19 protein-coding genes and 1 tRNA gene are annotated in these 20,168 nt (G+C 70.6%); 14 read left to right on the plus strand and 6 right to left on the minus strand.

The window, feature by feature from the left end; all coding sequences use genetic code 11:
- Positions 1-74 precede the first annotated feature (74 nt).
- A complete protein-coding gene (locus ACIRVK_RS01195) occupies positions 75-317 on the minus strand; it encodes a mycoredoxin (protein WP_404242662.1) in 243 nt (80 codons plus the stop codon).
- Between the two features lie 186 nt (positions 318-503).
- Here ACIRVK_RS01195 and ACIRVK_RS01200 point away from each other — a divergent pair, with 186 nt between their 5' ends.
- From ACIRVK_RS01200 to ACIRVK_RS01215, 4 genes are all read left to right on the plus strand, one after another.
- On the plus strand, positions 504-2,726 hold the full coding sequence (locus tag ACIRVK_RS01200) for an ATP-dependent DNA helicase UvrD2 (protein ID WP_404242664.1): 2,223 nt from the start codon (positions 504-506) through the stop codon (positions 2,724-2,726).
- A 164-nt stretch (positions 2,727-2,890) separates the two neighbouring features.
- Entirely contained in the window at positions 2,891-3,214 is a 324-nt protein-coding gene (locus ACIRVK_RS01205) for a hypothetical protein (RefSeq protein WP_404242666.1), read from the plus strand.
- A 176-nt stretch (positions 3,215-3,390) separates the two neighbouring features.
- Positions 3,391-3,759, plus strand: a complete 369-nt coding sequence (locus ACIRVK_RS01210; protein ID WP_404242668.1) for a WhiB family transcriptional regulator — start codon at positions 3,391-3,393, stop codon at positions 3,757-3,759.
- Entirely contained in the window at positions 3,756-4,079 is a 324-nt protein-coding gene (locus ACIRVK_RS01215) for a hypothetical protein (protein WP_404242670.1), read from the plus strand. Before ACIRVK_RS01210 ends, ACIRVK_RS01215 begins: the two co-directional genes overlap by 4 nt.
- Positions 4,080-4,217: 138 nt before the next feature.
- On the opposite strand, the gene ACIRVK_RS01220 is transcribed toward ACIRVK_RS01215, so the two are convergent.
- Positions 4,218-5,588, minus strand: coding sequence for an ABC1 kinase family protein (locus ACIRVK_RS01220; RefSeq protein WP_404242672.1), 1,371 nt, complete (start codon positions 5,586-5,588; stop codon positions 4,218-4,220).
- Positions 5,581-6,822, minus strand: coding sequence for a TOMM precursor leader peptide-binding protein (locus ACIRVK_RS01225; RefSeq protein WP_404242674.1), 1,242 nt, complete (start codon positions 6,820-6,822; stop codon positions 5,581-5,583). Before ACIRVK_RS01225 ends, ACIRVK_RS01220 begins: the two co-directional genes overlap by 8 nt.
- A gap of 263 nt (positions 6,823-7,085) precedes the next feature.
- On the opposite strand from ACIRVK_RS01225, the gene ACIRVK_RS01230 reads away from it, so the two are divergent.
- The 4 genes from ACIRVK_RS01230 (at position 7,086) to ACIRVK_RS01245 (ending at position 10,857) form a co-directional block, all read left to right on the plus strand.
- Entirely contained in the window at positions 7,086-7,682 is a 597-nt protein-coding gene (locus ACIRVK_RS01230) for a M48 family metallopeptidase (protein ID WP_404242676.1), read from the plus strand.
- Positions 7,683-7,793: 111 nt separating this feature from the next.
- Positions 7,794-9,392 (plus strand): TerD family protein, encoded by a 1,599-nt coding sequence (locus ACIRVK_RS01235; protein ID WP_404242678.1) that lies wholly within the window; start codon positions 7,794-7,796, stop codon positions 9,390-9,392.
- Between the two features lie 11 nt (positions 9,393-9,403).
- The gene (locus tag ACIRVK_RS01240; protein WP_404242680.1) at positions 9,404-10,084 is read left to right on the plus strand and encodes an AIM24 family protein; all 681 of its coding nucleotides are present in this window, start codon (positions 9,404-9,406) and stop codon (positions 10,082-10,084) included.
- Positions 10,085-10,101: 17 nt separating this feature from the next.
- Positions 10,102-10,857, plus strand: coding sequence for an AIM24 family protein (locus ACIRVK_RS01245; RefSeq protein WP_404242681.1), 756 nt, complete (start codon positions 10,102-10,104; stop codon positions 10,855-10,857).
- Between the two features lie 55 nt (positions 10,858-10,912).
- Here the strand turns inward: ACIRVK_RS01245 and ACIRVK_RS01250 are convergent, their stop codons facing one another.
- Both ACIRVK_RS01250 and ACIRVK_RS01255 read right to left on the minus strand, forming a co-directional pair.
- A complete protein-coding gene (locus ACIRVK_RS01250) occupies positions 10,913-11,434 on the minus strand; it encodes an NUDIX hydrolase (RefSeq protein ID WP_404242683.1) in 522 nt (173 codons plus the stop codon).
- Entirely contained in the window at positions 11,431-12,861 is a 1,431-nt protein-coding gene (locus tag ACIRVK_RS01255) for a zinc-dependent metalloprotease (RefSeq protein ID WP_404242685.1), read from the minus strand. Before ACIRVK_RS01255 ends, ACIRVK_RS01250 begins: the two co-directional genes overlap by 4 nt.
- 193 nt (positions 12,862-13,054) lie before the next feature.
- Here ACIRVK_RS01255 and ACIRVK_RS01260 point away from each other — a divergent pair, with 193 nt between their 5' ends.
- From ACIRVK_RS01260 to ACIRVK_RS01275, 4 genes are all read left to right on the plus strand, one after another.
- A complete protein-coding gene (locus tag ACIRVK_RS01260; RefSeq protein ID WP_404242687.1) occupies positions 13,055-14,167 on the plus strand; it encodes an SDR family oxidoreductase in 1,113 nt (370 codons plus the stop codon).
- Positions 14,168-14,275: 108 nt separating this feature from the next.
- A complete protein-coding gene (locus tag ACIRVK_RS01265; protein WP_404242689.1) occupies positions 14,276-14,734 on the plus strand; it encodes a molybdenum cofactor biosynthesis protein MoaE in 459 nt (152 codons plus the stop codon).
- Positions 14,735-14,930: 196 nt separating this feature from the next.
- Entirely contained in the window at positions 14,931-15,095 is a 165-nt protein-coding gene (locus ACIRVK_RS01270; protein WP_404242691.1) for a hypothetical protein, read from the plus strand.
- A 51-nt stretch (positions 15,096-15,146) separates the two neighbouring features.
- Positions 15,147-16,244 (plus strand): PDZ domain-containing protein, encoded by a 1,098-nt coding sequence (locus ACIRVK_RS01275; RefSeq protein WP_404242693.1) that lies wholly within the window; start codon positions 15,147-15,149, stop codon positions 16,242-16,244.
- Positions 16,245-16,312: 68 nt separating this feature from the next.
- Here ACIRVK_RS01275 and ACIRVK_RS01280 read toward each other — a convergent pair whose 3' ends face one another.
- A complete protein-coding gene (locus ACIRVK_RS01280; protein WP_404242695.1) occupies positions 16,313-16,855 on the minus strand; it encodes a PPA1309 family protein in 543 nt (180 codons plus the stop codon).
- A gap of 164 nt (positions 16,856-17,019) precedes the next feature.
- On the opposite strand from ACIRVK_RS01280, the gene ACIRVK_RS01285 reads away from it, so the two are divergent.
- Entirely contained in the window at positions 17,020-19,953 is a 2,934-nt protein-coding gene (locus tag ACIRVK_RS01285; protein ID WP_404243131.1) for a UPF0182 family protein, read from the plus strand.
- A 55-nt stretch (positions 19,954-20,008) separates the two neighbouring features.
- A tRNA-Met gene (locus ACIRVK_RS01290) sits at positions 20,009-20,082 on the plus strand.
- Positions 20,083-20,168: the final 86 nt, after the last annotated feature.

The following is a 20,168-nucleotide window of genomic DNA, read 5'->3' on the forward strand; positions in this document are numbered from 1 at the left end:
CCAGTCGTACGCCGTGAAACACGGAAGGCGGTCCCGAGTCGCCTCAGGGACCGCCTTCCGGACGCACGCGGACGTTACGCGCCGATCTTCTGCTTCACCTGCGCCAGCGACGGGTTCGTCAGGGTCGAACCGTCCTCGAACAGGACGGTCGGGACCGTCTGGTTTCCGCCATTCGCCTTCTCGACGAACGCTGCGGACTCCGGGTCCTGCTCGATGTTGATCTCGTTGTACGTGATGCCCTCGCGGTCCAGCTGGCTCTTCAGCCGACGGCAGTAGCCGCACCACGTCGTGCTGTACATCGTCACAGTGCCCGGCATGTGTCTCGCGCTCCTTGACTTCGGTGGATCGGATCCGTGCTCGCAGTGGGGCAACGTACTTGAAAGCGTCACCATTCCCGCACGGGGTGCCCCGCCCACGTGACGCCTGCCGCATTAGTACGACTGCGGGCACCTGCCTGTGGACAACCGCCGCACCCGTCTCCGCCGACCTGGCAGCATGGCGGTGTGACAGCAGCAACGCACTCCACGCTCTTCCCGCAGGGCTCCGGCGGTTCCCCGTACTCGGTTCCGCCGAGCGGTGCCGACGCGGTGCTCGAAGGGCTCGACCCCGAGCAGCGCGAGGTGGCCACCGCCCTGCGCGGCCCGGTGTGCGTGCTCGCGGGCGCCGGCACGGGCAAGACCAGGGCGATCACCCACCGCATCGCCTACGGGGTGCGCGCCGGGATCCTCCAGCCGTCCAGCGTGCTGGCCGTCACCTTCACCAACCGTGCCGCGGGGGAGATGCGCGGCCGGCTCCGGCAGCTGGGCGCCGCCGGTGTGCAGGCCCGCACCTTCCACTCGGCCGCCCTGCGCCAGCTGCAGTACTTCTGGCCGAAAGCGATCGGTGGGGCCCTGCCCCGGCTCGTGGACCGCAAGATCCAGCTCGTCGCCGACGCGGCCGCCGCCTGCCGCATCCGCCTCGACCGCGGTGAGTTGCGGGACGTCACCGCCGAGATCGAGTGGTCCAAGGTCACCCAGACCGTCCCGGGCGACTACGCGGCAGCCGCTGCCAAGGCCGGCCGTGAGGCGCCCCGCGACCCTGCCGAGGTCGCCCAGCTCTACTCCGTCTACGAGGAGCTCAAGCGGGACCGCTCCGTCATCGACTTCGAGGACGTCCTGCTGCTGACCGTCGCCATCCTCCAGGACCGCCACGACATCGCCGAGCAGGTCCGCGCCCAGTACCAGCACTTCGTCGTCGACGAGTACCAGGACGTCAGCCCCCTCCAGCAGCGGCTGCTGGAGCTGTGGCTCGGCGAGCGGGACAACCTGTGCGTGGTCGGTGACGCCAGCCAGACGATCTACTCGTTCACCGGGGCGACCCCGGACCACCTGCTCGACTTCCGCGCCCGCCACCCCGCGGCCACCGTCGTCAAGCTCGTCCGCGACTACCGCTCCACGCCCCAGGTCGTCCATCTCGCCAACGGACTCCTGGCGCAGGCCCGCGGCCGTGCCGCCGACCACCGCCTGGAGCTGGTCTCCCAGCGGACGGCGGGCCCCGAGCCGGTCTACACCGAGTACACCGACGAACCCGCCGAGGCCGAGGGCGCCGCCCGCCGCATCCGCGAACTCGTCGACGCGGGCGTCCCCGCCAGCGAGATCGCCGTCCTGTTCCGCACCAACTCGCAGTCCGAGACCTATGAGCAGGCTCTCGCCGACGCCGGAGTGCCCTACCAACTGCGCGGTGCAGAGCGGTTCTTCGACCGGCCCGAGGTGCGCCGGGCCATCGTCAACCTGCGCGCCGCGGCCCGCTTCGGCGGCAACGACGCGGCGCTGGACGGCGCCGTCGACCTGCCCTCCCAGGTGCGGGCGGTGCTGTCGGGAGAGGGCTGGACGCCGCAGCCGCCCGCCGGCTCCGGCGCGGTCAGAGAGCGCTGGGAGTCCCTGGCCGCACTGGTCAACCTCGCCCAGGACTTCATCGCCGCCCGGCCCGACACCACCCTCGCGGACCTCGTCGCCGAACTGGACGAGCGGGCCGGCGCCCAGCACGCCCCGACCGTGCAGGGCGTCACCCTGGCCTCCCTGCACTCCGCCAAGGGCCTCGAGTGGGACGTCGTCTTCCTGGTCGGCGTCGCCGAGGGCATGATGCCCATCACCTACGCGAGGACGGACGAGCAGATCGAGGAGGAGCGCCGCCTCCTCTACGTCGGCGTCACCCGGGCCCGGGAACGCCTGCATGTCTCCTGGGCCCTGTCCCGCTCGCCGGGCAGCCGACCGAACCGGCGCCCCAGCCGCTTCCTGGACGGACTGCGCCCCGGCTCCACCTCGACGGCCGCCCGGACGTCCGGGGGCGGGCCGGGCGGAGTGGAGCGCGGTCACACCAGCAGGGCGGACGCGGCCCCACGGCGTACCCAGCGCGTCCCCGCCCGCTGCCGGGTGTGCGGGCGCACGCTCACCGACGCGGGGGAGATGAAGCTGATGCGCTGCGAGGAGTGCCCCTCCGACATGGACGAGGGGCTCTACGAGCGGCTGCGGGAATGGCGTGCGGGGCAGGCGCGGCGCAGCGGGCAGCCGGCCTTCTGCGTCTTCACCGACAAGACGCTGATGGCGATCGCCGAGTCCGTCCCCGACGACGAGGGTGAACTCGCACGCATCCCCGGGGTCGGAGTGCGCAAGTTCAACCGCTATGGAGCCGATGTCCTGGCCATCTGCGCAGGCCGGGAGGCGGGGGACGACGCCGACGACGGCTGAGAAGAACTCGTCGAAAAAATAGTTTGCGCATGCCCCGGCAATCCCCATAGGTTCTTGTCCACGGGGACGGAGGCCTTCTCGGAGGTCCCGATTCCGTGGTCTACTTGCATATCCGTCGGGCTGGTTCATCCCAGTCCCCGAAGCGCCGAGAGGAGGCGAGTCCAGTGATCAGCATCTACAGCAGCTCCATCAGCACCGTGAAAATGACCGATCGCTCGGTCGTCGCTTCCCTGTGCATGCTCGGCGCCTCGAACCAGGGCACCGGTCTGTCCGGCATTCGTGCCGTCCGGCCGGCGTCTGCCGTGTCCCTCGCGGAACTTCCCGTCCGTGAGCGCAATGAGCGACCGACCAAGGCACTGGGAGCAGTAGCGGCACAGGCGCAGGCCTATGCCTTTACGGCGGCCGGTGCCGGAAACCGGAAGCAGACGAAGCAGCACCACCTGATGTGGGCCTTCCGTGGGCCAGAACCCTGGAGTGATCCAGCCTGATCGGCGATCAGGCCGGCGCCTTCAGGGCCGCGGAACCCCATCCGGGATCCGCGGCCCTTCTGTTTTCCCCGAACGGGGACGACGGAGCGAAGGGGCCTCGGGACAACAGCAGAACCCGGTACCAGCCGCCACCCGGTCCAACAGGGCCGGAAACGACCAGACGAGGAAGACGAATCGTGCAACTCGAAGCGCACGCCCCGTCCGTACCGCCTTCCGAAACGATCCCCCCGCCCGGCCCCACGAAGGACTCCGCCTTGATCCCGCTCACCGCGCTCACCGCGCTCGACGACGCCATCGAGAACCTCGGCGTACCCGTCCCCTGCCGCTCCTACGACCCGGAGGTCTTCTTCGCCGAGTCGCCGGCCGACGTGGAGTACGCCAAGTCCCTCTGCCGCACCTGCCCGCTGATCGAGGCCTGCCTCGCCGGCGCCAAGGAGCGGCGTGAGCCCTGGGGCGTCTGGGGTGGCGAGCTGTTCGTCCAGGGTGTCGTCGTCGCCCGGAAGCGGCCGCGTGGCCGCCCGCGCAAGAACCCGGTCACGGCATGAACATCACAGGAACGATCGACCGCCCCCTCACGCACGACCCCAAGAAGCAGGCCCCGATGAAGCCGTCCACCAACGAGCCCGCCGGCTCCGCGATCGAAGAAGTCACCACGACCGGTACGACCGGTTCGCGTCAGAACAGGACCCGAGAGATGCAACTCATCCCAGAAGCCCTGGCTCGTGCGCATATGCACGACCGGCTGCACGAGTCGGAGCGGGAACGCCGGGCAGTGCGCCTGGTGACCGCCCGCCGGATGCAGCGGCGGGCCGAGCGCGCCTCGTTGCGCGCCCGGCGCGCGCTCGCCATGGCGGTCATGCAGTAGCCGACCACACCTGAAGCGGTCTCCTCCCGGCCCCGGGAGGAAGCAGCTCCCCGCGGGGGCCGGTCCGTTCGAACGGACCGGCCCCCGCGGTGCGTTGTGCCCAGTGTCGGGGGACGGCCGGCCTCGGCCCGCCGGTGCTCACGCCTGGGCGGCCGACTCCTCCTCGTCCGGTGCGTCCTCCACCACGAACCCCGGCAGCCACTCCTCCAGTTCCTCCCGCAGCCGCACCGTGGCGCCCAGTTGGCACAGGACGCCGATCGTGCTCAGCGTGACCCGGTGTATCAGGAGGTAGGCCGGCGGGAGGTTGAGCTGTTTGCCGAGCTGGTAGGCGGGGGAGCGGGGGTCGGCGATACGGGCCGCCTGGCTGCGCATCCAGCCGCGGGTGAAGGTGAACTCGTCGACCCGGGCCGGTTCGATGATCGGCAGGAGGTAGTCGAGGACGGCGGCCGGGTCCAGCTCTATCGACTCCTTGATGAAGCCTTCCTCGCTCAGGAGTTCGTGGACGGCCTCCGCCTCGCCGTCGAGGGTCATCCGCAGGGAGTCGCCGATGGGGGTCGGCAGACCGCCCGGGAGACGGTCGACCGTGCCGAAGTCGAGAACGCCCAGCCGCCAGTCGTCCTCCCCGGCCGGACCGCCGGGCAGCAGCCGGAAGTTGCCCGGATGCGGGTCGGCGTGCAGCAGCCCGGTGCGGGCCGGGCCGGAGAAGAGGAAGCGGGCCAGGAGTTGGCCGGCGCGGTCGCGCTGCTCCTGGGTGCCGTCCGAGATGATCTCCGAGAGGGGTACTCCGTCGATCCACTCGGTGATCAGCACCTGCTCGCACTGGTGGACCACGTCCGGCACCACGACGTCGGGGTCGTCCGTGAACTCCTCGGCGTGTGCCCGCTGGGCCTGGGCCTCCAGGCCGTAGTCCAGCTCCTCCGAGACACGGTCCTTGAGCTCCGCGATCAGGGGCTTGATGTCCATGCCGGGGATCAGCGGGCCCAGGAGACGGGCGAAACGGCTGAGTTGGTTCAGGTCGGACAGCAGGGCCTCGCCCGCGCCCGGGTACTGCACCTTGACGGCCACCTCGCGGCCGTCGTGCCACACCCCCCGGTGCACCTGGCCGATCGAGGCCGCGGCGGCCGGTTTGTCCTCGAACTCCAGGAACAGTTCCTGCCAGTCCTTGCCCAGCCGCTCGGCGAGCACCGTGTGCACGGTGCGCGTGGGCATCGGGGGCGCCGCCTCCTGCAGCTTCGTCAGCGCCGCGCGGTAGGGGCCGGCGACCTCCTCGGGCAGGGCCGACTCGAAGACGGACAGGGCCTGGCCGAACTTCATCGCGCCGCCCTTGAGCTCGCCGAGCACCTTGAACAGCTGCTCCGCCGTGCGCTGCTGCAACTCGCGGCCGACGATCTCCGCCGACTCGCCGACGATCCGCTTGCCCAGTCCCCAGGTAGCCCGCCCGGCGAAGCCGAGCGGAAGCGCGGCGAGCTTGGCGGTCCGGGTGACCGCCTTGCGGGGAAGATCAGACATGCGCCCTCCAGGTCCCTGCCGGCCGCGCCGCGTCTGCCCTGCGGAGCAAGTCCTTCGGCGACCGCTGCTCTTCCATTGTCTCGTGCCCCTCGTCGTCCTCGGCGGCCCGTGCCCCCTTCTTACTTTTCTCCGCTGCTCCGCAGGGGCATGCGGGGTGCGCCCGGACCGGTCGGGCATGCCAGGTCAGACCCGGCAGGGAGACCTCCCATCGGGCGCCGGCGCTCGTCGGGACCGAGCCGTCCAGGAAGGCGAGCGCATGCGCCGCGGCCAGTCCGGCGACCGTCGTCGCCAGCGCCAGGTCGCACGGCGGTACATGGCGCGGCCTGCCCAGACCCGACTGCCACTGGGCGACGAGCCGGGGCCAGGCGGGGTCACGGTCGGTGCGCTCCTGGTGCAGACAGCCCGCGCAGCCCGTCTCGCCGGGCAGGACGAGCGGGCCGACCACTCCGGTCGCCTCCACGACACCGGCGTACAGATGGGGCGTACCCGAAGTGACGAGGGGTTCGGCGGTGGTCGGTGCCGGTGCGTGGACGGCGACGTCGTCCCTCGGGGCGAGGATCACCAGGGAGAACCCGGGGTCCTCGGCCGACGGCGGCTGCGCGCGGCTGCGACGCCCCGGGCGGCCGGGGGCGCTGCGGCGTACGGCCTGCCGGGCGGCCTCGTCCCGGCGGGCACCGACGGACTGGGCGGGCACCCCGCCGGGCGTGACGTCCCAGGGCTCCACCTGGCCGACGTCCCGCACGTCGACCTCGCCGATGCCCGCGCCCGCGAGCAGCGAGGCCAGGACCGTGCCCACCCGCCCCGCGCCCCGCACCTGCACGCGCAGGGAGCGCCGGGCGGCCAGCCGGCCGATCGCGTCGCCCGGTTCACGGGTCAGCAGGGACAGCGACGCGAGGTCGGGGCGCAACCGGTCGAGGGCGTCCTCACGGCGGCGCAGACTGTCGGCGGCCGGCCCGCCGCCCTGCGCGTCGTCCAGCAGCCCCGCCCGGGACAGTCTTGCCACGAGCGCGTCGACATGCCCGTCCGGCAGGCCCATGCGGCGCCCTTCCTCGCGCAGCAGCGGCAGCCCGCGGGTGCCGTTGAGCAGGTCGAGGAAGCTGCCCGTCGCCGGGTCCATCGGACCCAGCGTCATCGCATGCGCGGGTGCCATCCCGAACTGAACGGTGTGCAGATCGCGCCAGCCGCGCCGCAGCGCGGGCTTCACCATCGGAGCGGCCGGAACCGTCGTCTCCATCGCTTGCATGTCAGGCCCCCGTAGCCCTCGTGGAAGTTCCCCGTCGGCCGGGCGGGACAGTTCTGCGACCGGCCGATGGCCGGCTCGGCGGTCGGTCGCGGATCACCCGGCGGGCACCAGCATGCCCGGACGTCACGCGGGTCGCCGAAAGTTGTCCACAGGCAGTGGGTATTCGTCGTAGAAATCAAACGCTCGGTGGGGGATCGGCACGAACCCGTCCCGGAGTCGGGACTTCACGCATGTGCAGCGGGTAACGTCGGGGCGTGCCCGCCGACCCACTGCACCGCGCCACAGCGCCACAGCGCAGCACGACGAGCCAGCCGCCGAGCGGCTCGGGGGCGAGCGCGATCGAGGTCCGCAGGAGCGCCCGGCGCCGCCGGACGGTCTCCGCGTACCGCGAGGGCGATCGCACCGTCGTACTCATCCCTGCCCGGATGTCCGAGGCGGAGGAGCAGCGCTGGGTGACCGTCATGCTCGACAAACTGGCCGCCCAGGAGAGCAAACGGCTCCTCGGGGACGAGGAACTGACGGAGCGGGCCGAGCGGCTGTCCGCGCAGTACTTCGACGGCCGGGCGCGGCCCACGTCGGTGCGCTGGGTCACCAACCAGAACACGCGCTGGGGCTCGTGCACCCCCGCCGAGGGCAGCATCCGCCTGTCGCACCGGCTGCAGGGCATGCCCGAGTACGTCGTCGACTACGTCATCCTGCACGAACTGGCCCATCTGCTGGTGCCCGGCCACGGGCCCCGCTTCTGGCGGCTCCTGGAGAGCTACCCGCGCACCGAGCGGGCCCGGGGATACCTCGAAGGGGTGGTCGCCGTCGAGCGGTTGCCGCACCTGCCGGGAGCCCGGGGCGAATGAGGGCCCGCCCGGGCTTGTGTACCGGGTCTGTACCGACTTCACCCGGTGTCGGCGTCAGCCGTTAGCCTGGCGCGACGCACTCGCATTCGGGATGGGGGACGGTCGTTACGCATGGCCAGGGAATTCCAACGCGGCCACAAGGCCAGGATCAGTGACCTCACCGCGGGCACCGATCTGTACGTAGGCGTGCAGATCAGCAGCCCCGGACTGACCTTCGACATCAGCTGCTTCGGTCTGGACGCCGACGAACGGCTCTCGGACGACCGCTACTTCGTGTTCTTCAACCAGCCCAAGTCCCCCGAGGAGTCCATCCAGCTCCTGGGGCCGCAGGCCGGCGACACGGAGTCCTTCCGGGTCACCCTCGACCGCATCCCGGGGCGGATCCAGAAGCTGTCCTTCACGGCGACCATCGACGGCGCCGGACAGATGTCGCAGATCGCCCCCGGATACCTGCGCGTCGTCGCGGGCGGCGAGGAGGTGGCGCGCTACTCCTTCACCGGCTCGGAGTTCTCCACCGAACGGGCCGTCATGCTGGGCGACTTCTACCTGAAGGACGTGTGGCGTTTCGCGGCCGTAGGCCAGGGCTTCGACGGCGGCCTCGAGGCGCTGCTGAAGAACTTCGGCGGCGAGGTCCTGGAGGAGGAGGCGCCCGCGGCGCCCGCCGCCCAGCCGTCGCAGACCGGCGCCGCCCCCGGCTTCGCCCCGCCCGCCCGGACCTTGCCGCCCGCGTTCGGCGCCCCGGCCGCTCCGGCGCCCGCCCCGGTCCCGCAGCCCGCGCAGGGCTTCGCGCCGCCCCCGCCGCCCGCGCCCGCACCGGACGTGCACGCCGCGCCCACCCTCGTCGCCCCCATGGCCCCGCCCGGTGTCGCCCCCGTCCCGCCCCCCGCACCGGCGCCCGCACCCTACGGTCAGCCGCCCCAGCAGCAGCCGTACGGTCAACCCCCGAGCCAGACCGCCCCGTTGCCGCCCGGCTACGGCCAGCAGCCCCCCTACGGCCAGGCCCCCGGGCAGCAGGCGTACGGCGTTCCGCAGGGCGTTCCCCAGGGCGGCGCCGGGGTCGGGGCCGCGCTCCAGAAGTTCAAGGAGACGCCCACCGGGCAGCGTTGGACCCTGCAGAACAGCAAGCTGATCCGCGTCGACCTCGGCATCGGCGGCCAACCCGTGCTCGCGCGGCAGGGCAGCATGGTGCTCTACCAGGGCAAGGTCGACTTCGCCTACAAGGGCGCCGGCATCATGGGCCGGGTCGTGGGCAACGCGACCGGTCAGGAGATGCAGCTGATGCGCTGCACCGGCCAGGGTCAGGTGTTCCTCGCCGAGAGGTCCACCCATCTGCACCCCGTCGAGCTCCAGGGCGACGCGATCTGCGTCTCCGCCGAGAACGTCCTCGCCTTCGACGAGAGCCTCCAGTACGAGGTCCGTCGCATCGAGGGACACGGCATCCCCGGGGGCGCGCTGTTCACGATGCAGTTCCAGGGCACCGGCACGATCGTCGTCAAGACGCACGGCACGCCCGTGGTGCTGCCGGTCACGCCCACGACCTTCGCCGACGCCAACGCCGTGGTCGCCTGGTCGGCCGCGGCCCAGGTGATCGTCTCCAGCCAGGTCAGGATGCGCCGCAACGCCTACCCGGGCGACACCGGGGAGAGTGTCAACCTGCAGTTCCGGGCAGCGCCCGGCAACTTCGTCGTCGTCCAGCCGTACGAGGTCTGAGGGAGCCCGTCATGTACCAGCCGCTCGCGGGCCACGCCCCCGCCCCCGTCACCGCCCGCATGGAGAACCACGGCGACCACATGCTGAAGGTCGCCCTGCAGACCGGGAACGACATCCTCGCGCGCGTGGGGTCGATGGTCGCCTATGAGGGCTTCATTCAATACGAGCCCAACCCGCCGGCCGTGCGCCAGATCGCCCGCGACTGGATCACCGGCGAGGGCGCACCCCTGATGAAGTGCTCCGGCGACGGACTGCTCTACCTCGCCGACTACGGCGCGAACGTCGTCGTCATCAATCTCAGCGGCGACGGGATCTCCGTCAACGCCACCAACCTGCTTGCCTTCGATGCGTCGCTCACCTGGGGTGTCGAACGGGTCAAGGGCCTGGCGAAGTTCGCCGGGCAGGGCCTGTGGAACACCAGGATCTCCGGACAGGGCTGGGTCGCGCTGACCTCCCGGGGCAAACCGATCGTCGTCGACTGCGGCGGCGGCGAGGACGAGACGTACGTCGACCCGGACGCGCTCGTCGCCTGGTCCCCGAACCTCAAGGTGAAGGGCAAGCGCAGTTTCAAGGCGCAGTCGCTGATCGGCCGCGGCAGCGGCGAGGCCTTCCAGATGGCCTTCTCCGGTCAGGGCATCGTCGTCGTCCAGCCCAGTGAGGACAGCACCGACCGCCTCCGGTTCCGGGGCTGAGGGGGAGCCAGAAAGCCATGCAGAGTCCGCTTTTCGCCTTCAACGACTCGCAGTCCCAGGAGCGTTACAGCCTGCAGAACAAGCAACTGCTGCGGGTCACCCTTCAGGGCCACGACGACATCCTGGCCCGCAAGGGCACGATGGTCGCCTACCAGGGGCTCGTCGAGTTCGACGCCGAGTACCAGAGCAGCCGGCAGGCGTACGCGCGCGCGGCCACCGGCGAGGGCCTCAGCCTGATGCGCTGTCACGGACAGGGCACGGTCTACTTCGCCAACCTCGCCCAGCACATCCACGTGGTGGACGTCGAGCAGGACGGCCTCACCGTCGACAGCGGATACGTCCTCGCCATGGACTCCTCGCTGCACCACGAGGTCATCGCCGTCGACAGCCTGTACGGCATCTCCGGGTCCGGGAAGTACCAGCTCAACATCACCGGCCGGGGCAAGGTCGCCCTGATGACCTCGGGCGCGCCGCTGATGATGCAGGTGACGCCCGACAAGTACGTCAACTGCGACGCCGACGCGATCGTCGCCTGGTCGACCGGGCTGCGGGTGCAGATGCAGGCACAGACGCACTCCTCCGGGGTGTGGCGGCGCCGCGGCAACACCGGCGAGGGCTGGGAGCTCAGCTTCATGGGCAGCGGCTTCGCGCTGGTCCAGCCGAGCGAGCTGCTGCCCCCGCAGAACGCCCAGATCGGCCAGGGCCTCGCCGCGCAGTTCGGCATGGGGCAGCACGGGGCGCGGGCGCAGAACCAGGGCAACGTCTGGAGCTGATCGTCCGGGCAGCAGACCTAAGGGGCGCTCGCCGTGGTGGGCGCCCCTCAACCGTTCACAGCCTCGCGCGCGCCGCTTCGAGCAGCCGTACGACGGACTCGTCGGCGACGTCCGCGACCTCGTCGTAGGGGAACCAGCGGACGTCCAGCGACTCGTCGCTGATCGCGTGGTCCGCTCCCGGGGGTGCCAGGGCCGCGTACTGCACGTCGAAGTGCCAGTGGCACGGCGCCGGGATGGGATGGCGGTCGAGGCGGACCGGGCCGCCCGGCAGCAGGGTCAGTCCCGCCACGCCGGACTCCTCCGTGGCCTCGCGCAGGGCCGCCTGAGCCACGGAGGTGTCCACCGGCTCACAGTGGCCGCCCATCTGCAGCCACATCCGTAGCTTGCGGTGCAGCGTCAGCAGCACCCGCTCGCGTGCGGGGTCGATCACCAGGGCGCTCGCCGTGACGTGGCCCGCGTGGCAGGCCTTCCACACACCGTCGGGGTGGGCCGCCAAGTGGTCCAGATAGACCTGGCGCAGCTCTTCCTGGTCCTCGTACCCCTTCAGGACGAGGACCGCGTCGTCGTACAGGCTCACTCGGAGTCGTCGTCCTCGTCCTTCTTGAGGTTCGGCTTCTCGGCGGAACCGCCGGCCGCCTCGCCGAGCATCTTGTCCAGCTCCGAGAAGTCCAGCTGCTCGCGGTGGACGAAGCCGTCCGGGTCGTCCAGGTCGGAGGCCGTCGGCAGCATGTCCGGGTGGGACCACAGGGCGTCGCGGCCGTCCACTCCGCGCGCGTCCGTGAGGGAGGCCCACAGGCGGGAGGCGTCCCGCAGCCGGCGCGGGCGCAGCTCCAGGCCGATCAGCGTGGCGAAGGTCTGCTCGGCCGGGCCACCGGTCGCACGGCGGCGGCGCAGGGTCTCGCGCAGCGCGTCCGCGGACGCGAGGCGCGGCTTCGCGGCCGCGTGCACCACCGCGTCCACCCAGCCCTCGACGAGCGCCAGAGCCGTCTCCAGCCGGGCCAGGGCCGCCTTCTGCTCGGGCGTGTCCTCCGGCTGGAACATGCCCTGCTGGAGGGCGTCCTGCAGCTGGTCCGGGTTCTGCGGGTCGAACTGGCCGACCACGTCCTCCAGCTTCGCCGTGTCGACCTTGATCCCGCGCGCGTACCCGTCGACCGCGCCGAACAGGTGACCGCGCAGCCACGGCACATGGGCGAACAGGCGCTGGTGGGCGGCCTCGCGCAGGGCGAGGTAGAGCCGCACCTCCTCCTTGGGCACGCCCAGGTCCTTGCCGAACGCCTCGATGTTCACCGGCAGCAGCGCCGCCTTGCCGGCCGGGCCGAGCGGCAGGCCGACGTCGGTGGAGCCGACGACCTCGCCCGCGAGCACGCCCACGGCCTGCCCGATCTGCGTGCCGAACATGGCGCCGCCCATCGAACGCATCATGCCGATCAGCGGGCCCGCCATGGCCTGCATCTCCTCCGGCAGCACGTCGCCCATCGCCGCGCCGACGCGTTCGGCGACCGGGTCGACGAGCTCCTTCCACGCGGGCAGGGTCGCCTCGACCCACTCCGCGCGCGACCAGGCCACGGCGGAGCCGGCGCCCGAGGGCAGGGACGTCGCGTCGTCCAGCCACAGGTCGGCGAGCCGGACGGCCTCCTGGACGGCGTTGCGCTCGGCGGGGCCGACGCTCGTGTCCTTCGTGCCGTCCTGGGTGCCCTGGGAGACGGTCTGGCGGGCGATCTGCTTGGCCATGTCCCAGTTCACCGGACCGCCCTCGTAGGAGAGCATCTGGCCCAGCTGCTGGAAGGCGGCGCCCAGGTCGGTGGGGTTCAGCGAACCGAACATGGCAGCGAGCGGGTTGTCCGCACCGGGGCCGCCAAAGCCTCCGGCACCGGGCAGCCCGCCGAAACCGAACGGGTTGGCCGGGCCCTGACCACCACCGCTCTGCTGGTCCTTCTTCTTGCCCTCGTCGCCGTCTTCCGGCTCCTCCGGCGGAAGGCCGAATCCGAATGGGGTGTCGCTCACGGGATTCCTCGGCTGGTAAGGCCGCCGGTTTCGCTCCGACGGCACGGCTGCCCGATAACACCACCCAGCGTAGACACCCGGGGCGGTTCGGGCCTCGGTGCTTCGCCGACTCTTGGCCTGCGGCAGGATGGATGCCACCTGGTACGGACGTGTCACTCGCGTCCTTACTGAAGACAACCGCTGGAGACGCCCGGTGAGTTCCCCAGATCCGCAGGTTCGCGCAGCGCGAAACGAGTCAACCCATTCCGCCACGCGCGGGCCCGTCGTCGCGGTCACCGGCGCCGCGTCCGGTATCGGCGCGCTGCTCACCGAGCGGCTCGCCGCCTCGGAGGAGATCAAGCAGGTCGTCGCCATCGACGAGCGGCGCGGCGAGTGCGAGGCCGCCCAGTGGCACATCCTGGACGTGCGGGATCCGGTCATCGCGGACAAGCTGCGGGGCGCCGACGTCGTGGTGCATCTGGCGCTCGACCTCGACCTGGAGAGCGATCCCGCTGCCCGGACGGCCTACAACGTCCGGGGGACGCAGACCGTGCTCACCGCCGCGGCGGCGGCCGGCGTCCACCGGGTCGTGCTGTGCACGTCCGCGATGGTGTACGGCGCGCTGGAGGACAACGAGCTGCCGCTGTCCGAGGACGCTGAGCTGCGGGCGACCGCCGAGGCCACCGGTGTGGGCGACCTCCTGGAGATCGAGCGACTCGCCCGGCGCGCGCCCCGGGCGCATCCCGGGCTCAATGTCACCGTGGTGCGGCCGGCGGTGCTGGTCGGAGGCACGGACACCGCTCTGACCCGGTACTTCGAGTCCCCGCGCCTGCTGGTCGTCGCGGGGTCACGGCCCGCCTGGCAGTTCTGCCACGTCGAGGACCTGTGCAGTGCACTCGAGTACGCCGTCCTGGAGAAGGTCGACGGGGAGCTGGCCGTGGGCTGCGACGGGTGGCTGGAGCAGGAGGAGGTGGAGGAGCTCAGCGGGATCCGGCGGATGGAACTGCCCTCGGCGGTGGCGCTGGGCGCCGCGGCCCGGCTGCACCGCATCGGGCTGACACCGTCCCCGGCGGGTGACCTGGCGTACACGATGTACCCCTGGGTGGTCAGCGGGAGCCGGCTGCACGACGCCGGGTGGCGGCCGCAGTGGACCAACGAGGAGGTGCTGGCGGAGCTCCTGGAGGAGGTCTCCGGGCGGCACACGGTCGCCGGGCGCCGACTGGGGCGCAAGGACGCGACGGCGGCCGGGGCCGCGGGCGCGACGGTGGCGCTGCTGGGCGCGGCGGCCGTGGTGCGGCGGGCGCGGAAGGCCCGGCGGCGGATCTGAGGGAGCCGGAAAGGCTGCCGGTGTTGTAGGAGCGTCCAAGAGCGCACGCGTGTGTGCCGGGTGAAAGGCGCCTTCCTGGGTGTCAGCGGCGTGAGGCACGATGGACGTATGGCACCCACATACGACCATCCCGGTGAGCTGGCCGCGGAGGACCCCATCAAGCTGCTCGCGATCCGTGAGACGCCGCTCTCCGTGGACGAGGTCTTCCGGGCCGTCGGGGACGCCGCCGCCGGCGGGACGGCACTGTTCGTGGGGACCGTCCGCAACCACGACGGGGGTGCCGACGTCGACCGGCTGGGGTACTCCTGCCACCCCTCCGCCGAGGCCGAGATGCGGCGGATCGCCGAGAAGGTCGTCGCCGAGTATCCGGTCCGGGCGCTGGCCGCCGTCCACCGCGTCGGGGACCTGGTCGTCGGGGACCTCGCCGTCGTCGTCGCCGTCTCCTGCCCGCATCGGGGCGAGGCCTTCGACGCCTGCCGCAAGCTGATCGACGATCTCAAGCACGAGGTGCCGATCTGGAAGCACCAGACTTTCTCCGACGGCACAGAAGAATGGGTCGGCGCGTAGCGCCGTCGTTGGGGGGTGGCGGTCGGGCGACGGGAGGGCGGGTCGGCGTCTGCTGATCCCTCCGCGCAGCGCCGAACCCCCCTCGTCGGTCCTCCGGTTGCGTAACCGCACCCCTGCCGTGAGCGTTGTCAGTGCGGATGGTTAATCTGCTGATCAGTCAGTTCTTGCGGTCGCTCACCGGGGTTGGGAGGTCGGCATGGGAGCGCTCGTCTGGTTGTTGATCCCGCTGGTGGCCGGGATCATGGCCGCCCTGTGGGGCAGCTGGGCCAACCGCACCCGGAAGGCACGCGGCGACGGACCCGAGCTCGACGGGTACGCGCGGTTCCGCGAGGCCATGGAGAGGTCCCACTCCGGTACATGACAGAGGCGGGGCTGACGGTGCGCTGACAGGCTCGTCCCGTACTGTCTTGGCATGCCACGCCGCACCGCTACGATGCTCGCCTCGACCCTGATGCTGATCGCGCTCCTGTGCGCGGGAGTGTTCATCCCCGTGCCCTACTCGGAGATGTCTCCGGGGCCCACCGTGAACACGCTCGGGGACCACGACGGCGAGCCGGTGCTGCAGATCTCCGGGCGCAAGACCTACCCGGCCAGTGGGCATCTGAACATGACGACGGTGCGGGTCACCAGCGCCGACTACCGGATGAACATGGTGGAGGCCGTCTACGGATGGCTGGCGCACGACTACAAGGTCGTCCCGCACGACACGCTCTACCCGGACGGCAAGACCGAGCAGCAGTCGACCCAGGAGAACGCCGAGGAGTTCAGCCAGTCGCAGGAGAGCGCCAAGGTCGCCGCCCTGAAGGAGCTGCACATCCCGGTGAAGTCCTGGGTGATCGTCTCCACCGTGGTGAAGGACTCGCCCGCCCAGGGCAGGCTGCACGCCGGTGACGTGATCAAGGCCGTCGACGGTACGGCGGTCACACAGCCCAACGACGTCGCCAAGCTGGTGACCAAGCACCAGCCGGGCGAGAACGTCGTGTTCACGATCGTGCCGGCCAAGGCGCAGGCGGACGCCGAGAAGGCCGACAAGACGGCCACCCAGACCCAGGACGTCACGATCAAGACCGCCGCCTCGAACGACAGCGCTGCCAAGCGCGCCATCGTCGGGATCTCCGCGGGGACCGACCACACCTTCCCCTTCACCATCGACATCAAGCTGGCCGACGTCGGCGGCCCCAGCGCCGGCCTGATGTTCGCGCTCGGCATCTACGACAGGCTCACCCCGGGCGACCTCACCGGCGGCAAGTTCGTGGCCGGCACCGGCACCATCGACGACAACGGCACGGTCGGCCCGATCGGCGGCGTCGAGATGAAGACGGTCGGCGCACGCAGCAAGGGCGCCCAGTACTTCCTGACGCCGACCGAGAACTGCGCGGCCGCCGCCAAGGACACCCCCGGCGGGCTCACGCTGGTCAAGGTGCACACCATCGCGGACGCCCTGGCCGCGCTGAAGGACATCCGCAGCGGCGACACCGCCGCCCTGCCGAAGTGCACGACCAAGGGCTGACGTCCGACCCGCACGACGACGGGGGCGCCCGCACACCAGGGGCGCCCCCGTCGTCGTACCCGAGGAGGTCAGTCCGCGAAGGTCGCCGCGAGGGCCTCTGCGAGACCCGGCACCAGGTCGGACCCGGTGAGGACCTCCGTCGGGGCGTCCTTCTCGCGCAGCCTGAGGGCGGACTCGCGGGCGCCGTCGCGCAGCACCGCGACGGTCATGCGCACCTCCTGACGGCCCGGGTGCTCGGCCACCCAGCGGGCGAGCTTCTTCTCGTCCAGTCCCTCCGGGACGGACGCCTCGGCCGAGGGCGGCAGCATCAGCCGCTCCACGGTGAGCGCGCAGCCGGCCACCGCGTCGGGCCAGGCGATGGTGGCGAGGAACTCGTCCAGCGCCTTGCCGGCCGGGATCTCGTCCTGCTCGATCGGCGTGAGACCCGAGGACTCCTGCTCGTCCTCCAGGCCGAGCTGGGCCGCGAGAGCCGGTTCCTGGTCCCGCAGCCGAGCGGTGTCTACGAGGGCGAAGAGGCGGGCGGGCTGGTCCCAGCCGAGGCCGGAGGCGTACTCGTCGATCTCGAGTACGGCCCGGGTGAGCGGGCTCGCTGCCATGGGAGTGTTGGACATGGTCACAATCCTGCCTCGTTCATGGCCGGAATCGGGAACCGAGTAAACGGTGAGTAAGTTGCATAGGTGTGGGCCCGCGATCACGGGGGGCCACGGCAGGTCCACGAACACGCGGGCCTGACGTATCGACAGCGAACTTCGAGGTGCGCACCTTGGCTTTCCAGATGCCGGACCGCGGCGGAGGCCCCGCGGGGCCGCGGATCAGAGTGGGCCGCCCGTCCCGGCGTGTCCGGACCCTGCTGATGACGCTGGGCGTCCTTGCCGTGCTCGGTATGGCGTTCACCATGTTCGCGGGGTTCTGGACGGACTGGCTGTGGTACCGCTCGGTCAGGTACTCGTCCGTCTTCACCACCACGCTGTGGACGAAGATCGGGCTGTTCTTCGTCTTCGGGTTGCTCATGGCCGTCGCGGTCGGCGTCAACATCTGGCTCGCGCACCGGGTGCGGCCGCCGCTGAGCGCCATGTCCATGGAGCAGCAGAGCCTCGACCGCTACCGGATGGGCATCGCGCCCTACAAGCGCTGGCTGCTGCTCGGGATCACCGCCCTGGTGGGGCTGATCGCCGGTGCCTCGGCCGCCGGCCAGTGGCAGACCTGGCTGATGTGGGTCAACGGCGTGCCGTTCCAGCAGAAGGACCCCCAGTTCCACCTCGATGTCTCCTTCTACGCCTTCGACCTGCCCTGGTACCGCTTCCTGCTCGGCTTCGGCTTCGCCGCCGCGATCCTCTCCCTGATCGCCGCCGCGCTCACGCACTACCTGTACGGCGGCCTGCGGGTCACCTCCCCGGGCGCGCGGGCCACCGCCGCCGCCACCGGTCATCTCTCGGTGCTGCTCGGCATCTTCGTCGCGCTGAAGGCCGTCGCGTACTGGCTCGACCGCTACGGCCTCGCGGTCAAGTCCAGCGACTTCAAGGCGACGGGCAACTGGACCGGCCTCAGGTACGTCGACGCGAACGCCTACCTCCCGGCGAAGACCATCCTGTTCTGCATCGCCGTCATCTGCGCGCTGCTGTTCTTCGCCACCCTGTGGCGGCGCACCTGGCAGCTGCCCGTGATCGGCTTCGGCCTGATGGTGCTCTCGGCGATCCTGATCGGCGGCCTGTACCCGGCGATCGTGCAGAAGTTCCAGGTCCAGCCCAACGAGCAGGCCAAGGAAGCGCCGTACGTCCAGAAGAACCTCAAGGCGACCCGCGAGGCGTACGGCATCGACGACACGAAGGTGACCGAGTACTCGGGGACGAGCACCACCAAGGACCAGACCAAGCTGCGCGCCGACGTCGACTCCGCGGCGAGCATCCGCATCCTGGACCCGAACGTCGTCTCGCCCACCTTCCAGCAGTTGCAGCAGATCAGGAACTACTACGCGTTCCCGAACAATCTGGACGTCGACCGCTACAGCAAGAACGGCAAAGAGCAGGACACCGTCATCGGTCTGCGGGAGCTGAACCTCAACGGCATTCCGAAGAACAACTGGATCAACGACCACTTCCGCTACACCCACGGCTACGGCGTGGTCGCCGCCAAGGGCACCGAGGTCCAGGACGGCCAGCCCGTCTTCACCGAGTCCGACCTGCCGTCCACGGGTGACCTCGGCCAGTACCAGCAGCAGATCTACTACGGCGAGAAGACCACCACGTACTCGATCGTCGGCGGTCCCCAGAAGGAGATCGACTACTCCGACGACAGTGGCGAGAAGACCACCAGCTACCAGGGCGACAGCGGGGTCAATCTGGCCAACCCGATCAACCGGGCGGCCTACGCGGTGGCGTTCAACGAGCCGCAGATCCTGTACTCCGGTGCGATCGGCAAGGGTTCGCGGATCCTGTACAACCGCACTCCGAAGGAGCGCGTCGAGGCGGTGGCGCCCTGGCTGACCATCGACGGCGACGCGTACCCGGCGGTGGTGGACGGCCGTATCCAGTGGATCGTGGACGCGTACACGACGACCAACGGCTACCCGTACGCCTCCCGCACGACCCTCGGCGACACCACGGCCGACTCGCTGACCGCCACCAACAACAACCGCACGGTGGTGGCCCAGCAGAACCAGGTCAACTACATCCGCAACTCGGTGAAGGCGACCGTCGACGCGTACACCGGCGAGGTCAAGCTCTACCAGTGGGACACTCAGGACCCCGTCCTGAAGACCTGGATGAAGGCGTTCCCGGGCACGGTGGAGCCGAAGAAGGACATCACGCCCGAGCTGCAGGCCCACTTCCGTTATCCGCAGGACCTGTTCAAGGTCCAGCGGGAGCTGCTCACGCGCTACCACGTGACGGACGCGCAGACCTTCCTCACCGGCAGCGAGGTGTGGCAGGTGCCGGACGACCCGACCAACAAGTCGGGCAACGCGGTGCCGCCGTACTACCTGAGCATGAAGATGCCTGGCCAGTCCTCGCAGGCCTTCTCGCTGACCACGACCTTCACCCCCAACGGGCGCGACAACCTCAGCGCGTTCATGGCCGTGGACGCCGACGCCGGCACCAGTGACTACGGCAAGATCAGAATCCTGAAACTGCCGACCAGCACGACCGTCGACGGACCCAAACAGGTCCAGAGCAAGTTCAACTCCGAACAGGAGATCGCCGCGGCGATCAGACTCCTCAAGGGCGGCGACTCCGACATCGAGTACGGCAACCTGCTGACGGTGCCCCTCGACGGAGGACTGCTCTACGTGGAGCCGGTCTACGTACGCGGTGGTGGACTGAAGTACCCGCTCTTGCGGAAGGTGCTGGTCACCTACGGAGGCAACACCGCCTTCGAGAACACCCTGGACGAGGCCCTCAACAAGGTCTTCGGCGCGCAGAGTTCGACCTCGCCGCCGCCGGACACCGGGACGGCCAACCCGCCGACGTCGACCAACCCGTCGGTCCAACAGGCGCTGAACGACGCCCAGAAGGCGTTCGACGCGGGCCAGCAGGCCCTGAAGAACAACGACTGGACGGCGTACGGCACGGCGCAGAAGGACCTTCAGGACGCGCTGAAGCGGGCCGAGGACGCGCAGGCCAAGGCCGACAAGGCCGGGGCCGGCAAGAGCGGCGCGGGCAAGGGGGGCAGCAGTCCCGGCCCGAGCGGCAGCCCCAGTCCCAGCTCCGGTTAGGGCGGCGACTGATCAACTGCCCCTCCCGCGTCGTGATATGGTTGCCAGACAACGACGCGGGGTGGAGCAGCTCGGTAGCTCGCTGGGCTCATAACCCAGAGGTCGCAGGTTCAAATCCTGCTCCCGCTACTGTCATCGAAGGCCCGGATCCTCAAGGATCCGGGCCTTCGTGATGTGCGAACGCATGTGCCGGACAAAGGGGGCGCCGTGCCGCC

The organism is Streptomyces sp. NPDC101152 (assembly GCF_044768275.1).
Taxonomy (GTDB): domain Bacteria; phylum Actinomycetota; class Actinomycetes; order Streptomycetales; family Streptomycetaceae; genus Streptomyces.

Excerpts from the sequence above, each read along its gene's own strand:
- ACIRVK_RS01275 (WP_404242693.1), top strand. The coding sequence starts at position 15,147 with ATGCCACGCCGCACCGCTACGATGCTCGCCTCGACCCTGATGCTGATC.
- ACIRVK_RS01240 (WP_404242680.1), top strand. The coding sequence starts at position 9,404 with ATGTACCAGCCGCTCGCGGGCCACGCCCCCGCCCCCGTCACCGCCCGC.
- ACIRVK_RS01285 (WP_404243131.1), top strand. The coding sequence starts at position 17,020 with ATGCCGGACCGCGGCGGAGGCCCCGCGGGGCCGCGGATCAGAGTGGGC.
- ACIRVK_RS01270 (WP_404242691.1), top strand. The coding sequence starts at position 14,931 with ATGGGAGCGCTCGTCTGGTTGTTGATCCCGCTGGTGGCCGGGATCATG.
- ACIRVK_RS01225 (WP_404242674.1), bottom strand. The coding sequence starts at position 6,822 with ATGGAGACGACGGTTCCGGCCGCTCCGATGGTGAAGCCCGCGCTGCGG.
- ACIRVK_RS01265 (WP_404242689.1), top strand. The coding sequence starts at position 14,276 with ATGGCACCCACATACGACCATCCCGGTGAGCTGGCCGCGGAGGACCCC.
- ACIRVK_RS01220 (WP_404242672.1), bottom strand. The coding sequence starts at position 5,588 with ATGTCTGATCTTCCCCGCAAGGCGGTCACCCGGACCGCCAAGCTCGCC.
- ACIRVK_RS01245 (WP_404242681.1), top strand. The coding sequence starts at position 10,102 with ATGCAGAGTCCGCTTTTCGCCTTCAACGACTCGCAGTCCCAGGAGCGT.
- ACIRVK_RS01235 (WP_404242678.1), top strand. The coding sequence starts at position 7,794 with ATGGCCAGGGAATTCCAACGCGGCCACAAGGCCAGGATCAGTGACCTC.
- ACIRVK_RS01195 (WP_404242662.1), bottom strand. The coding sequence starts at position 317 with ATGCCGGGCACTGTGACGATGTACAGCACGACGTGGTGCGGCTACTGC.
- ACIRVK_RS01280 (WP_404242695.1), bottom strand. The coding sequence starts at position 16,855 with ATGTCCAACACTCCCATGGCAGCGAGCCCGCTCACCCGGGCCGTACTC.
- ACIRVK_RS01215 (WP_404242670.1), top strand. The coding sequence starts at position 3,756 with ATGAACATCACAGGAACGATCGACCGCCCCCTCACGCACGACCCCAAG.